A 13,301-nucleotide genomic window follows, 5' to 3' on the forward strand; every position below is an offset into this window, starting at 1 on the left:
CTAGCCTCTTTTGTTCGCAATCATGCTGTAGGAAGGGAATCAAAGGAGGACGAAAATGATTGATAATAAATGGCTGAGTGGCCAAGGGACCCTTCTTTGTGGGATCTTAAATGTCACTCCGGATTCATTTTCTGATGGCGGTAAGTATACGAGTGTAGATGCAGCCTTGCAGCAGGCGAGAAAACTGATCCAAGAAGGAGCTCAACTCCTCGATATCGGAGGAGAATCAACCAGACCAGGTAGTCATTATGTGGAGATCCAAGAAGAGATTGACCGCGTGGTTCCGGTGATTAAAGCCATTCGGAAAGAAAGTGATGTCTTGATCTCAGTAGATACCTGGAAGTCACAGGTGGCAGCCGCAGCGCTGGAAGCTGGAGCTGATATTGTCAACGATATTACTGGTTTTCTTGGAGATCCTAAGATGGCTGCTGTGGTTGCGGAGCATGAAGCGAGCGCGGTTCTCATGTTTAATCCAGTGATGGCAAGACCGCATCATCCAAGTTCCACTATCTTTCCACGTTTTGGTTTTGAACCAGTCTTTTCAGAGCAAGAACTTCAACAGATGGCTCAAGAACCGATTCAAGACTTGATGTGGACCTTCTTTGACCGCTCTCTTGCGGTAGCGAAAGCAGCTGGTGTCCAGATGGATCGTATCATGCTGGATCCTGGGATTGGTTTTGGTTTGACCAAGCGTGAGAACTTACTCTTATTACAAGAACTTGGGACGATTCACCAAAAGGGGTATCCGATCTTTCTAGGGGTCTCCCGCAAACGCTTTGTGGTCAACATTATTGAGGAGGCTGGATTTGAGACAGATCCTGCAACGGAGACTGGTTTTTGGAATCGGGACCTGGCTTCGAGCCATTTGACCAGTATTGCAGCCAGTCAAGGAGTCGAAGTAGTACGGGTGCATGATATTCCCCTTCACAAGATGGCAGTCAGTCTGGGGCAAGCCATTTTCCAAGCCCAAGAGGCAGCAGATACCAATTTAAAACAATACAAGTAAATGAAGACAAAAGAACATCAGTTGGATCTTCGTTGGCTAGAAGCCTATCGTTCCCAAGATCCACATTTCGGTTTGGAGCGCATGGAAGCTCTCATGGCTTTGAGAGGAAATCCTCACTTAGACTGTCGGGTCATTCATGTTGCGGGGACCAATGGCAAAGGCTCTACCATTGCTACCTTATCCCAACTCTTGAGGCTGGCAGGTTTACGCGTTGGAGTTTTTACCTCTCCTTATCTGATCCATTACAATGACCAAATCACCATTAATGGCGAAGCTATTGCGGATCAAGACCTGCAAACCTACCTGGATAGTTACCAGCAGCTCCTGGAAGCTGAAGAATCAAGGGCTATCTTTCAAGGTTTGACTGAATTTGAAGTGATGACGGCGATTGCCTATGATTATTTTGCTCACGAGGAGTTGGATTATGTGATCATGGAAGTCGGTATGGGGGGACGACTAGACAGTACCAATGTCTGTCAGCCCGTTCTGACTGCGATCACTTCGATTGGCTTGGATCATGTCGCTCTTCTTGGGCCAGATCTGGCTTCCATCGCCCGTGAAAAGGCAGGCATCATTAAGCCAGGAATTCCTCTGGTTCTAGGGAAATTAGAAGCAGAAGCCAGCCAAGTCATTGAAGGCATTGCGATTCAGGAGCAGGCACCGATAACAGCCTATGACAGAGATTACAAAGTTGAGCTAGAAACCTCTTGTCTATCAGGTCAATCCTTTTCTTATCACAGTTCCAAAAGAGAAAAAGCCTCTTATCAAGTAGCGCTCTTGGGTCATCACCAGGCTAGAAATGCAGCTCTTGCGATCAGTATCTGTGATGTACTTTTTGAAAGAGAAGGGCGTGAACTCTTGTCAAGAGAGTTAGTGGATGAGGCCTTGCATCAAGTCGTCTGGCCTGGCCGGATGGAAGTGGTCTCGCAAAATCCCATGATCTTGCTAGATGGGGCCCATAACCCCCACGCCGTTGCGCCTTTAATCGCAAGTCTTCGGGAACTGTTCCCAAGTCAAAAAAAGACCATTCTTTTTACCTGCATCCGGACCAAAGCGTTAGAAGAGATGCTCATTCAGTGGCAGGAACTGGAAAATAGTCGCTTGATCCTCACGACCTTTGAAGATCCAAGAGCCTATTCTCAAGAAGAGATAAAAGCTGCTGCGAAAAAGCATCAGCTTGAGAAAGTCAACTGGCAAGAGTTTCTACAAAACTGGCAAGCTGAAGGCGATGAGCTCCTCATTGTAACGGGGTCGCTCTACTTCCTTAGCCAGGTACGACCTTATTTATTAAAAACAGAAAAATCCAACTAGGAGATGATATGGATACAAAGAAAATTGAAGAAGCAGTGAAAATGATCATCGAGGCAGTCGGTGAAGATGAGAACCGTGAGGGCCTTCAGGAAACGCCGACCCGCATTGCCAAGATGTACCAAGAAATCTTTGCGGGACTAGGGCAGACAGCAGAAGAGCACCTGTCTAAATCATTTGAAATCATTGATAACAATATGGTGGTCGAGAAGGATATCTTCTTCCATTCCATGTGTGAGCATCACTTTTTACCATTTTATGGAAAAGTGCACATTGCCTACATTCCAAATGGCCGTGTGGCTGGGCTTTCAAAACTGGCTCGTACGGTCGAGGTTTATGCTAAAAAACCACAGATTCAGGAACGTTTGACGGTAGAAATCGCAGATGCCTTGATGGAATATCTTGGAGCACAAGGAGCACTTGTCTGGGTAGAAGCAGAGCATATGTGTATGAACATGCGTGGTGTCCGTAAACCTGGGACCGCTACAGTGACAACTGCAGCGCGTGGAGTGCTTGCGACAAATAAAGACTTAAAAAATGAAGCCTATAAACTCATGGGCCACTAATGGCTGGCTATAAGAGGTGAACAGAGTGGATCAATTACGGATCAAGGACTTAGAGGTATACGCCTATCACGGTGTTTTTCCGGCAGAAAAAGAATTAGGACAACGCTTTGTCCTAGACCTATGGGTAGATTATGAGATGACTCGTGCTGCCCGCACAGGTGATTTGGAAGCTTCGATTCATTATGGGATCTTGGCGGAACAGTTGACCGAGTGGATGCAGGCAGAAAAAATCGATCTGATTGAAACGGTGGCCTTTCAGTTGGTTCAAAAGATTTTCGAAAGCTATGCCTTTGTAGAAAAAGTTCGTCTGGAGTTGAAAAAGCCATGGGCTCCTGTTCCCTTGCCATTAGAGACTTGTTCGGTGACAATCGAACGGGAGAAAAAACGGGCCTTTATTGGGCTTGGCACCAATATGGGAGATAAACAACTGCAACTAGAGACGGCGCTAGAAAAAATCAAGGATCGAGGCATTCGCCTTCTTCAGACATCCACAAGGATTGAAACAGAACCTTGGGGAGGAGTGGAGCAGGACACCTTTTTGAATCAAGTGGCAGAGGTTGAAACCTGGATGACCCCAGAGGATTTACTAGAGACCTTACTTGCCATTGAGCAGGAAATGGGGCGTGTCCGTGAGGTCAAGTGGGGGCCGCGTGTGATCGATCTAGATCTGCTCTATATGGATGACACCATTTGTTACAGTCCGAGCTTGATCTTGCCACATCCTTATGTGGCAGAACGTGCCTTTGTCCTAGAGTCTTTGAATGAAATTGCTCCTCATTTTGTGGACCCTGTTCAAAGAAAGCCCATTCGCCAATTATGGGAGGCTGTCAAATAGTCCCTCTTCTTTGCATCATAAAAAAACAATCCCTATTCGAGGGATTGTTGAGAGCGTTGAGAAACGAATCTTTAATAAAATCTAATCAATTCTTTAAAAATTATACTCGTTATAGTTATTCAATCATATTCTGAAACTTTCCACCGTGAGAAAAGTGCCTGAAACGACTCAGTTTCAGGCACTCGGAATTATTGAGACCTTAGGCTCAATAATTAGTCATGGAACTTCGTAGAAGTTCGCTGACGTCCGTACTCACCTAAGGAAAGTTTTTTTAAGAAGACTTTGTCTTCAATCTGAACACTCCCTCGAGCAGGGAGTGTTTTTGTTTGTCTTAGTTTATTTACGATACAAGCGATCGTATTGGTAGACAGGATCCATGGTAACGTTGATACCGAGCTTGCGAAGGACGTTCTTGTCTTCGTCTGTCAGCATCACGGTTGAGTGGGCTTCACTGCCTTTCAACTTGCCTAATTCTTGCATAGCAAGCTTAGCATCTTCGTTGCTCATGGCTGTAATGGCAAGGGCGATGAGGATCTCGTTCGAGTGAAGACGAGGATTGCGGCTACCCAAATGATTAATCTTCAGACCTTGGATAGGTTGGACATATTCTGGCTCGATTAATTTGGTTTCTTTATCAATATGCGCCAATTTTTTGATCGCATTGATCAAGAGGGCTGCGGTTGGGCCAAAGAGATCAGAGGTTTTTCCGGTCACCATCTCGCCGTTTGGCAATTCAAGGGCCAAGGCTGGCTCACCTGTTTCTTCTTCTTTCTGACGAGCAAGAACGGTCACTTTCCGGTCATTTGGAGTAATGCCCAAATCATTCATCAAGAGCTCAATCTTCTTGACAGCTCCTTCACCGACACGCTCTGCTTTAACATCCAAAATGGTTTGGTAATAGCGACGGATGATTTCTTGTTGGGAAGCTTCAATCGCAGCGTCATTGTCCACAATGGCAAAGCCAACCATGTTGACGCCCATGTCTGTTGGAGAAGCATAAGGTGAGGTTCCTAAGATGCGTTCCAACATGCGCTTCAAGACAGGGAAGATTTCGATATCGCGGTTGTAATTGACAGTTGTTTCCCCGTAGGTTTGAAGGTGGAAAGGATCGATCATATTGACATCGTCTAGATCTGCAGTCGCTGCTTCATAAGCCAAGTTGACTGGGTGGTGCAAAGGAAGATTCCATACTGGGAAGGTTTCAAACTTGGCATAACCTGATTTGATCCCATTTAATTGGTCATGGTACATATTGGACATACAAGTTGCCAGCTTACCAGAACCAGGTCCAGGAGCCGTCACAACGACCAAATTGCGACTAGTTTTGATGTAGTCATTTTTCCCCATCCCTTCAGGAGAGATGATGTGGTCCATATCAGTCGGATAGCCCTTGATCGGATAGTGGAGATAAGAGGCGATCCCGCTCTTGTCCAGTTGTTTGCGAAAGGCGTCTGCTGCAGCTTGTCCAGCATATTGGGTGATGACAACGGATCCAACATAGATGCCGAGTTCATTGAATTTGTCGATCAAGCGCAGTACTTCTTGGTCATAAGAAATTCCTAGATCTCCACGGGCTTTTGAGTGCTCAATATTGTTGGCATTGATGGCAATGACAATCTCCACCTGGTCGCGCAATTCTTGGAGTAACTTGATCTTATTGTCTGGTTCGTATCCAGGGAGGACACGAGCAGCGTGGAAGTCCTCTAACATCTTACCACCAAATTCAAGGTAGAGCTTGCCATCGAATTGGTTGATCCGCTCAATAATGTGGTCACGTTGCAAGTTCAAATACTTTTCAGAACTAAAAGCTTGTTTTTTCATGTAAAACTCCTGTATATAAGGGAAGGGCCTGCCACACGAATCCAAGGATGAGTGTTCCGTTCCCTACCATTTCATTCTTTCATATTATATCAGAAAACAGATGGAAGATAAAATATTCTAAGATACTTTCCTAAGGGGAATGTGGATGCCGAGGGGCTCAATGGTGACTCACGCTGGAAAGTTTCAAAGAGAACCTTGTTTTCCCTCTAAAAAAGCCCCTTACGGGGCTCCAGATCGATGCTACTTAATAGTGTTTAATCAAATCAACTGTAGAGCGATCCAATTTCTTAACCAATGCTTGTAAGAAGGCTTGCGCTTGCAAGAAATCATCCATGGCATAGAGGGTTTGGTGAGAGTGGATGTAACGTGCACAGACACCAATGGTTGTTGATGGGACTCCGCCATTCTTCAAGTGTGCTGCACCTGCATCGGTACCACCTTTGGCACAATAGTATTGGAATTTGATGCCCGATTCTTCAGCCGTAGTGAGCAAGAAGTCTTTCATATTTGGTAGCATGATGTGACCTGGATCGTAGAAGCGAAGCAGTGTTCCTTCCCCAATCGCACCTTGGTCTCCAAAGACATCGGCTGCTGGCGAACAATCTACAGCAAGGAAGATTTCAGGATCAAATTTAGTGGTTGAAGTGTGGGCTCCACGAAGTCCCACTTCTTCTTGAACGTTGGCCCCTACATAGAGTTCGTTGTTTAAGGCTTGTCCAGAAAGGCTCTTGGCCAATTCGCTGACCATCAAGACACCGTAGCGGTTATCCCATGCTTTTGAGATGACGTTTTTACCATTAGCAGTAAGAATAGCAGAGCTATCTGGGACCAAGGTATCTCCAGGACAGACCCCATAGCTTTCAGCTTCGGCTTTAGAGCTAAAGCCAGCATCAAAGACGATGTCGCTAATGGCAGGTACGGTTGGTCCACCTGTTCCACGTGTCAAATGAGGAGGAACAGATCCTGAAATAGCAGGGTATTCACGTCCGTCACGTGTAAAGAGTTTGAAGCGTTGGCTGCTGACGACCATCGGATTCCAACCTCCGATTGGGACAACACGGAAAGTCCCATCAGCTTTGATTTCGCTGATCATAAAACCAACTTCGTCCATGTGGGCAGCTACTAAGATACGAGGAGCATCGGCAGCTGTTGAATGTTTGACCCCAAAGATCCCACCAAGACCATCTGTCACGATTTCGTCCACATGAGGGGTCAATTGTTGGCGCAAATAATCCCGTACAGGAGCTTCATGACCTGAGATAGCAGGGATTTCAGTTACTTCTTTGATTTTAGAAAATAAATCAGTCATAGGTTACCTTCTTTCTGATGTTATTTTATCACTTTTTCTACAAGGATGGTAGCGTTATTATGGAAATCAGTCTCTAAAAGCGGAGGGAGAGATCTAGCCTAGACCGTTGTCCCTCTGCTTATTTTGTGTTACAATAGGCACTATGAAAGCTAAAAAAATTATTTTGTCTAGTCTGGCTGTAGCAAGTGCAGGAGCTCTTGCGGCCGGTGTTTATAAAATTGCCAAAGATCAAAATCGTCTCCGTACCCAAGAAGAGTTGGTAGCAGAAGTGCGGGAACAAATGGAAGCCATGGGGACGATTGCGACTCTGTATGTGGAACTCTACGAGTCTAGTGAAGAGCGCTTAGTAGGTGGTGTCATTTTTGAAGATGAGCGCCATTACCGCTTTGTCTATGAGGATGGTCTCTTGCATTATGAAGAGGAAAAACTATGATTACACCAAATTCTCTAGAAGAAATTGCTTCTTATGTAGAGCAAGAGGGCAAGAAAGTCTTTGTCTTTTCAGCCGACTGGTGTGGGGATTGCCGTTACCTCAAACCTTTTTTGCCGGAGATTGAGGCTGAAAATCCCGAATTTACCTTTATCTTGATTGACCGCGATGCCTATATGGATCTGGCGAAAGTCTGGGATGTTTATGGGATCCCAAGTTTGGTGGTTCTGGAAAAGGATAAGGAAATCGGTCGGTTTGTCAATCGGGATCGGAAAACCAAAGCGCAGATTACAGCATTCTTAGCAGGATTAAAATAGGAGAAAATCATGATTGTAACATACAACAAAGAACAAGTCGGCGATGTATTGATGCTGACCTTGAAAAATAGTGGAGAAGCAAAGCTCGCGGTTGAGAGAAAAGGAAAAGTAGCTCGCGTTTACCGTGAGGACAACCAAGAAACCGTTGCCTGGAATATCTTTGATGCCTCATCTTTCTTCGCCATCGAAGGCAATGGCCAAGTCTTTTTGACAGATGAGCAAGTAGTTCGTTTGAATCAAGAATTGGAAAGAGAAGGTTTCGCAGAACGTTTGGTCAACGATCGGGAACCAAAATTTGTGGTTGGAGAAATCCGTGAAATGGTAGCCCATCCAGATAGTGACCACTTGAATATCTGCCAAGTAGCAGTTGGACCAGATAAGACAGTTCAGATCGTAGCAGGAGCTCCAAATACGCGAGTGGGTCTCAAGACCATTGTCGCTCTTCCAGGTGCCATGATGCCGGATGGTAGCTTGATTTTCCCTGGGGCCCTTCGTGGAGAAAAAAGCTATGGCATGATGTGCAGTCCACGTGAATTGCACTTGCCAAATGCTCCTCAAAAACGAGGCATTATTGAATTGGATGATGCAGAAGTAGCAGGGACACCTTTTGATCCTGCTCGTCACTGGAACGAATAAAGAGAAGAATCTAGGATGTTTTGGATCCTAGATTTTTTTGATAATTTTGGTTTGTCACCTCCATTTTTTGAAATTTTTTCGAATAAATAGATAGGAGGTAAATGATGTATAATAAAGTTATTTTAATCGGTCGCCTAGTAGCGGCTCCAGAATTGCATAAAACCAGCACAGACAAATCCGTTGCCCGAGTGACCGTTGCGGTCAATCGTCGCTACAAGGACCAAAATGGAGATCGAGAGACGGATTTTGTTAATGTGGTTGTCTGGGGGAAATTGGCTGAAACCATGGCTAGTTATGCCAGTAAAGGAAGCTTGATCTCTTTGGATGGAGAGATTCGGACACGCCGCTACGAGAAAAATGGGGTCATGCAGTATGTGACAGAGGTCCTCTGCCAAAGTTTTCAGTTGCTAGAGAGCCGCGCTCAGCGAGCGATGCGTGAAAATGGTGGAACGGGAGATTTGGCCGATATTATCTTAGAAGAGGAAGATCTTCCTTTTTAGAGGAGATAAAGAAAGCTGGTTTGTTAAAAGACCAGTTTTTTAATATTTTTCAGAGAGATTATTCGGTGTTTATTCTTTTTAAAAGGATTGGAAAATTGATCTGCACAATAAAAACCAGCACTTTTTTTGAAAAAGTAGTAAAATAAAGTAATATATATTCAAAATTTTCAGAAAAGGAACGGAGTTTGAAGGGGAAAGAAGAAAGAAAAGAACTGTTAAAATGGCTGATAAAACGGGTTCTACTGGTGATTCCAGTGACCTGCATCCTCTTGTGGATCTATGCCGTTTGTCAAACCAGTAGCATCAAGGATCAGACCAAGATCGGTGTCACCTATATGACCATGAACAATGAGTTCTATAAAAGTATTCATTCGGAAATAAGTCGAATTGCCGATGAGAAAGAGGCTCTTGTCTATGTCCGAGATCCAGAATTGGACGAAAAAAGGCAGAGCCAGCAGATCGATGATTTTTGCGCTCAAAAGGTAAATGTGATTGTGATTAATCCGGTCAAAGGAGATAGTCAGCCCATTTTAAGGGCTCTTAAAAAAGCTAGAAAACAAGGAATTAAGATCATTGCAGTTGATACCCAGATCAAGCATTTTAAGCCGGATGCCAGCATTGTCTCCGACAACTACCAAGCAGGAGTCTTGATTGCAAAAGAGCTGATGAAACGCTCTTCAAATGCTCGGATCCTTCTCTTGGAGCATAAGGGGACTGTTTCAGCAGATACGCGGATTCAGGGATTTAAGGATACCATCAAAGGACATGGGTCATATGAGATTATCTCGGAACTAGAAACCAAGGGTCAGACGGAGATCGCTATGCCAGCTGTCCGTAAGTTCTTGCAGTCAGGGGGAAATGTCGATACTCTAGTTTCCTTGAATGACCGTTCAGCTATAGGAGCTTTAGCAGCGATCAAGGAGCAAGGGATCACCCATTCCATTGCGATCTATGGGATTGATGGCTCACCAGATATGAAAACCTTGCTGCACTCGACAGATGATGTTGTAGGAACCGTTGCCCAGTCTCCTTTGAAGATGGGAGACCGCGTGATGGAGGTCATCCAAGATATGGCTGATGGGAAGAGCTACCAAAAAGAAATAACCATTCCGGTTCAGATGATGACAAAGGAAAACATCGATCAATTTGATGTGAATGGGTGGCAGTAATGAGAAAATTTAGAGGTGTGAGATACAGTTTGGCCATCCTGATGGTCGTGAATTTTATCGCTGTGATGCTCAACAGTATCATCTATCTTCAAGCAACCAATTATATCATTGCCCAACGACAAGCTTCCCTATTAGTAGAACGCTTAGAGCGCATTCCTTTTGCGCCCTCTACAACTTTTTGGTTGTCTGCACTCTTATTTGCTGGGATTGCCTTGATTTCCATGAGTCGTTATCGGTCTCAAACGAGTCGATGGTCCATTTTTGATAAGTGGAACATTCTGGAGATCCTCCTGATGTTGCTCTTGATGTGGGTCCAAAATGTAGCTTATAACGGGCTCATTCTCTTGGTTTTTGCGGATATCTTCTATGGTTCCAAAGAGTTGAATACCAAGCGAGACCGCAAGTATTGGTTTGCGTTTATCCTAGTGAGTTTCTTGATGCTTCTTGTGACCAATTCAGACGTCTTTTCGCTTTTCTTTCCGATTCCTTCTCTGGATGTCTATATTCATTTTTATCCTGCCTCCATTCGGATTCTGGCCTTTTTCTTAAAGAATTCCCTCTATGCCTTGAATATGGTGCTCTTCATTATTTCGCTTTTGTTCTATATTATGAATGTTCTTGCGGAAAACCACGAAGTGGAAGAAGAGTTGGCCATGGTTTCGAAGGTCAATACGGAGTTGAACAACTATATGGCCTTGTCTGAGAAGATTGCAGAAGATCGGGAGCGCAAGCGGATTGCTCGGGAGATTCACGATACCTTGGGACATGCGCTAACAGGGATCTCGGCAGGTTTAGATGCTGTTGGAGTCTTGATTGATATCGATCCCAATCGGGCAAAAGAGCAGGTAAAAAGCGTATCAGAAGTTGTCCGGGAAGGGATTCAAGATGTGAGAGGCTCTCTCAACCGCCTCCGTCCAGGTGCCCTTGAGGGACGAACCCTCAAAGATGCTTTGGAAAAGATGATCCGCGAGTACCAGACACTTTCCAACTTGCAGGTTGATTTATATTATGAATGGGTCGATGTCGATATGGACGTCATGATTGAAGATACGATCTTTCGTGTGATCCAAGAGTCTATGACCAATGCGGTTCGCCATGGTCATGCCAGTCAGATGAGCCTTCATTTTTTTGAGGATGAAGAAGATTACCTGATCGAGTTGCAGGACAATGGGGTTGGGTTTGAAACCTTGACCTATGGCTATGGGCTCAAGCAGATGATGGAACGAATTTCTATCCTAGGAGGACAGCTTCAATTTGAAAGTCGCGATGGATTTTTCACGCGCGTCAGTTTACCGAAATATAAAGAAGGGAGATAGAGATGGTGATAAAAGTAATGGTGGCAGATGACCAGGCCTTGATTCGAGAATCTCTGAAAATTATTTTGTCAGCCCACCCCGATATCGAAGTGGTGGCCACGGTGGAAGATGGGAATCACGTCTTATCTAGCATTCCGCAGACACATCCTGACCTGATCTTAATGGATATTCGGATGCCAGGCATGGATGGGGTTTTGGCGACAAAAGAAGTAAAAGAGCATTATCCGGATATCAAAATTATTATTTTAACGACCTTTGACGATGATGAATTTATCTATAGTGCGCTCAAGTATGGTGCTTCAGGTTATCTTTTAAAGGGAGCTTCGACAGAGGAACTCTATGAAGCGATTAAGGTGGTGTATCAAGGCGGAGCCATGATCAACCCGAATATCGCTAGTAAAGTCTTTCAAATTTTCTCACAAATGGCCAAAACCAACTTCTCTATTGCTGTGGATGAGGACAATGTTAAGGATTTGAGCACGACGGAATGGCGCATTATCCAAGAAGTCGGCTATGGGGAGTCCAATAAAGAAATTGCGGCCAAACTTTTCTTATCAGAAGGAACCGTGCGCAATTACTTATCAACGATTTTGGCGAAATTAAACCTACGAGATCGAACGCAATTAGCGATCTGGTCAGTCCAAACAGGAGTGACGAGACGTGATTTTTCTAAAGGAAATACAGAATGAAATTGAAGCGAAAGCATCTTTGTTGGGGGATCGGTCTCCTTGTTGTGCTCTGTGCAAGCGCAGGTTTTTATTGGTGGAAACAGCAACCGACCGTACTCCATATCGGCGTTTATGCAGGTTCTAGCTGGGATGTGCCAACTAGTCAACGTTCCCATGCCTTGGATCGTGCGATTCAAAAATTTGAGAAATCCCATCCCCACGTCCGTGTAGAGTATGAAAATGGGATTCCGCAGTCAGATTATTCAGATTGGCTCTCTGAAAAGATTGTTTCAGGAAAGACGCCAGATGTGTTTATGGTCTCTGAGCAAGATCTTTCCTTATTAGCAGCGCGGGGTGTGCTAGAAAAGTTAAACGGCTATATGGATCGAAAAGATCAAGCTGCCTTTTATCCCGTTGCCTTTGAATCGGGTGTCTTTCAGGGGCAAACCTATGCCTTGCCTTATGAAAGCAATCCGATTTTGATGTGTGTCAATAAAGATCTCTTGGATAAAGAAGGCATCGCGGTTCCCAAAGAAGGTTGGACCCTTGAAGAGTTCTATACGATTTGCAAGAAACTAACCAAAGATACCAATGGGGATGGGCAATTGGACCAATTTGGGAGTACAGAATACACCTGGAAAGAAGCCTTGGCGGCAAATGGAGGTTATCTCTTCCAAGGTGGCATGCTCAAGCTGACAGCTCCAGAGGTGAAAGAGTCTTTGACTTTTCTGCAAAAATTGGAAGATCTAAATAAAAATTACAAGGTGAGCTCTAAAGATTTTGACCAGGGGAAAGTCGCCTTCTATCCCATGACCTTAGCCCAATATCGGACCTATAAACCTTATCCCTACCACGTTTCTAAATATTCAAACTTCACCTGGACCTGTATCCCGATGCCTGCTAAGTCAAAAACGACCAAGGCAACCTTAGTCACGACGACTTCTTTTGCTATGTCGGCTCGAAGTTCTCATTCCAAGTTAGCTTGGGAATTGATGCAACTCTTAACAGAGGATCCAGACATTCAACAAACCCTCTTTGCCCAATCCCAAGGGATCTCTGTCATGCCACAGGTCGTCAAGAGTCGCTCTAGTAAAGACCTTCTGCAGGTGGATGATTTTGGAACAGATTCCTTGACCAATCAGACCTTGAACCGCATCATGGAACAAGCTGTTGAAAGTAGTCCTAAAAATGTCTCAAAAGAGGTGCTAGAAAAGCTAGACTACTTGATTGGCAATGCCTTGCGCGATCAGGATGTCGAGAACCGCTTGCCTCAAATTCAGAGGGAGATTGAGAGTAGTCTACAGGTAGGAGTTTAGAGCAAAATAAGATGGCATTTTGTCAAGTGACAGATGTCATTTTTTAATTGCTAAATGTCATATTGGGAATGTGACATTTGACAATATAAAAACGCTTTCAAATA

At 44.6% G+C, this 13,301-nt stretch carries 14 protein-coding genes; 12 read left to right on the top strand and 2 right to left on the bottom strand.

Annotation, left to right across the window (positions count from 1 at the left end; all coding sequences use genetic code 11):
* Positions 1-55 precede the first annotated feature (55 nt).
* Genes folP through folK form a run of 4 tightly spaced genes read left to right on the top strand, consistent with a single transcriptional unit; the run spans position 56 to position 3,715 of the window.
* Entirely contained in the window at positions 56-1,006 is a 951-nt protein-coding gene (gene folP / locus HMPREF0833_RS08345) for a dihydropteroate synthase (RefSeq protein ID WP_013904493.1), read from the top strand.
* A complete protein-coding gene (locus HMPREF0833_RS08350) occupies positions 1,007-2,317 on the top strand; it encodes a bifunctional folylpolyglutamate synthase/dihydrofolate synthase (RefSeq protein ID WP_013904494.1) in 1,311 nt (436 codons plus the stop codon).
* A gap of 8 nt (positions 2,318-2,325) precedes the next feature.
* Positions 2,326-2,880 (top strand): GTP cyclohydrolase I FolE, encoded by a 555-nt coding sequence (folE, locus tag HMPREF0833_RS08355; RefSeq protein ID WP_013904495.1) that lies wholly within the window; start codon positions 2,326-2,328, stop codon positions 2,878-2,880.
* A gap of 25 nt (positions 2,881-2,905) precedes the next feature.
* A complete protein-coding gene (gene folK, locus HMPREF0833_RS08360; RefSeq protein ID WP_013904496.1) occupies positions 2,906-3,715 on the top strand; it encodes a 2-amino-4-hydroxy-6-hydroxymethyldihydropteridine diphosphokinase in 810 nt (269 codons plus the stop codon).
* Between the two features lie 336 nt (positions 3,716-4,051).
* Here the strand turns inward: folK and HMPREF0833_RS08365 are convergent, their stop codons facing one another.
* Both HMPREF0833_RS08365 and pepA read right to left on the bottom strand, forming a co-directional pair.
* Positions 4,052-5,536 (bottom strand): DUF1846 domain-containing protein, encoded by a 1,485-nt coding sequence (locus HMPREF0833_RS08365; protein WP_003019066.1) that lies wholly within the window; start codon positions 5,534-5,536, stop codon positions 4,052-4,054.
* 244 nt (positions 5,537-5,780) lie between these two features.
* Complete coding sequence (pepA, locus tag HMPREF0833_RS08370) at positions 5,781-6,845, bottom strand: glutamyl aminopeptidase (RefSeq protein ID WP_013904497.1); 1,065 nt, start codon at positions 6,843-6,845, stop codon at positions 5,781-5,783.
* Between the two features lie 142 nt (positions 6,846-6,987).
* Between pepA and HMPREF0833_RS08375 the strand changes: the two genes are divergently transcribed.
* The 8 genes from HMPREF0833_RS08375 (at position 6,988) to HMPREF0833_RS08410 (ending at position 13,197) form a co-directional block, all read left to right on the top strand.
* Positions 6,988-7,278 (top strand): DUF4651 domain-containing protein, encoded by a 291-nt coding sequence (locus HMPREF0833_RS08375; RefSeq protein WP_013904498.1) that lies wholly within the window; start codon positions 6,988-6,990, stop codon positions 7,276-7,278.
* A complete protein-coding gene (locus HMPREF0833_RS08380; protein ID WP_013904499.1) occupies positions 7,275-7,592 on the top strand; it encodes a thioredoxin family protein in 318 nt (105 codons plus the stop codon). Before HMPREF0833_RS08375 ends, HMPREF0833_RS08380 begins: the two co-directional genes overlap by 4 nt.
* A 9-nt stretch (positions 7,593-7,601) precedes the next feature.
* Positions 7,602-8,228, top strand: a complete 627-nt coding sequence (gene ytpR, locus HMPREF0833_RS08385; protein ID WP_013904500.1) for a YtpR family tRNA-binding protein — start codon at positions 7,602-7,604, stop codon at positions 8,226-8,228.
* Positions 8,229-8,332: 104 nt separating this feature from the next.
* Complete coding sequence (locus tag HMPREF0833_RS08390; RefSeq protein ID WP_003019117.1) at positions 8,333-8,728, top strand: single-stranded DNA-binding protein; 396 nt, start codon at positions 8,333-8,335, stop codon at positions 8,726-8,728.
* A gap of 185 nt (positions 8,729-8,913) precedes the next feature.
* A complete protein-coding gene (locus tag HMPREF0833_RS08395; RefSeq protein WP_013904502.1) occupies positions 8,914-9,897 on the top strand; it encodes a substrate-binding domain-containing protein in 984 nt (327 codons plus the stop codon).
* The gene (locus HMPREF0833_RS08400; protein WP_013904503.1) at positions 9,897-11,213 is read left to right on the top strand and encodes a sensor histidine kinase; all 1,317 of its coding nucleotides are present in this window, start codon (positions 9,897-9,899) and stop codon (positions 11,211-11,213) included. Before HMPREF0833_RS08395 ends, HMPREF0833_RS08400 begins: the two co-directional genes overlap by 1 nt.
* A gap of 5 nt (positions 11,214-11,218) precedes the next feature.
* Positions 11,219-11,902: a response regulator transcription factor gene (locus HMPREF0833_RS08405; RefSeq protein WP_037585171.1), complete on the top strand. Its 684-nt coding sequence runs from the start codon at positions 11,219-11,221 to the stop codon at positions 11,900-11,902.
* Positions 11,899-13,197, top strand: coding sequence for an ABC transporter substrate-binding protein (locus tag HMPREF0833_RS08410; RefSeq protein ID WP_013904504.1), 1,299 nt, complete (start codon positions 11,899-11,901; stop codon positions 13,195-13,197). The genes HMPREF0833_RS08405 and HMPREF0833_RS08410 overlap by 4 nt, the downstream gene beginning before the upstream one ends.
* Positions 13,198-13,301: the final 104 nt, after the last annotated feature.

This window comes from Streptococcus parasanguinis ATCC 15912, assembly GCF_000164675.2.
Lineage (GTDB): Bacteria > Bacillota > Bacilli > Lactobacillales > Streptococcaceae > Streptococcus > Streptococcus parasanguinis.

Bases quoted from the DNA above. Each gene is read 5' to 3' on its own strand.
- HMPREF0833_RS08390 (WP_003019117.1), top strand. From the start codon at position 8,333: ATGTATAATAAAGTTATTTTAATCGGTCGCCTAGTAGCGGCTCCAGAA.
- HMPREF0833_RS08410 (WP_013904504.1), top strand. From the start codon at position 11,899: ATGAAATTGAAGCGAAAGCATCTTTGTTGGGGGATCGGTCTCCTTGTT.
- ytpR (WP_013904500.1), top strand. From the start codon at position 7,602: ATGATTGTAACATACAACAAAGAACAAGTCGGCGATGTATTGATGCTG.
- HMPREF0833_RS08350 (WP_013904494.1), top strand. From the start codon at position 1,007: ATGAAGACAAAAGAACATCAGTTGGATCTTCGTTGGCTAGAAGCCTAT.
- folE (WP_013904495.1), top strand. From the start codon at position 2,326: ATGGATACAAAGAAAATTGAAGAAGCAGTGAAAATGATCATCGAGGCA.
- HMPREF0833_RS08380 (WP_013904499.1), top strand. From the start codon at position 7,275: ATGATTACACCAAATTCTCTAGAAGAAATTGCTTCTTATGTAGAGCAA.
- folP (WP_013904493.1), top strand. From the start codon at position 56: ATGATTGATAATAAATGGCTGAGTGGCCAAGGGACCCTTCTTTGTGGG.
- HMPREF0833_RS08400 (WP_013904503.1), top strand. From the start codon at position 9,897: ATGAGAAAATTTAGAGGTGTGAGATACAGTTTGGCCATCCTGATGGTC.
- pepA (WP_013904497.1), bottom strand. From the start codon at position 6,845: ATGACTGATTTATTTTCTAAAATCAAAGAAGTAACTGAAATCCCTGCT.
- HMPREF0833_RS08365 (WP_003019066.1), bottom strand. From the start codon at position 5,536: ATGAAAAAACAAGCTTTTAGTTCTGAAAAGTATTTGAACTTGCAACGT.
- HMPREF0833_RS08375 (WP_013904498.1), top strand. From the start codon at position 6,988: ATGAAAGCTAAAAAAATTATTTTGTCTAGTCTGGCTGTAGCAAGTGCA.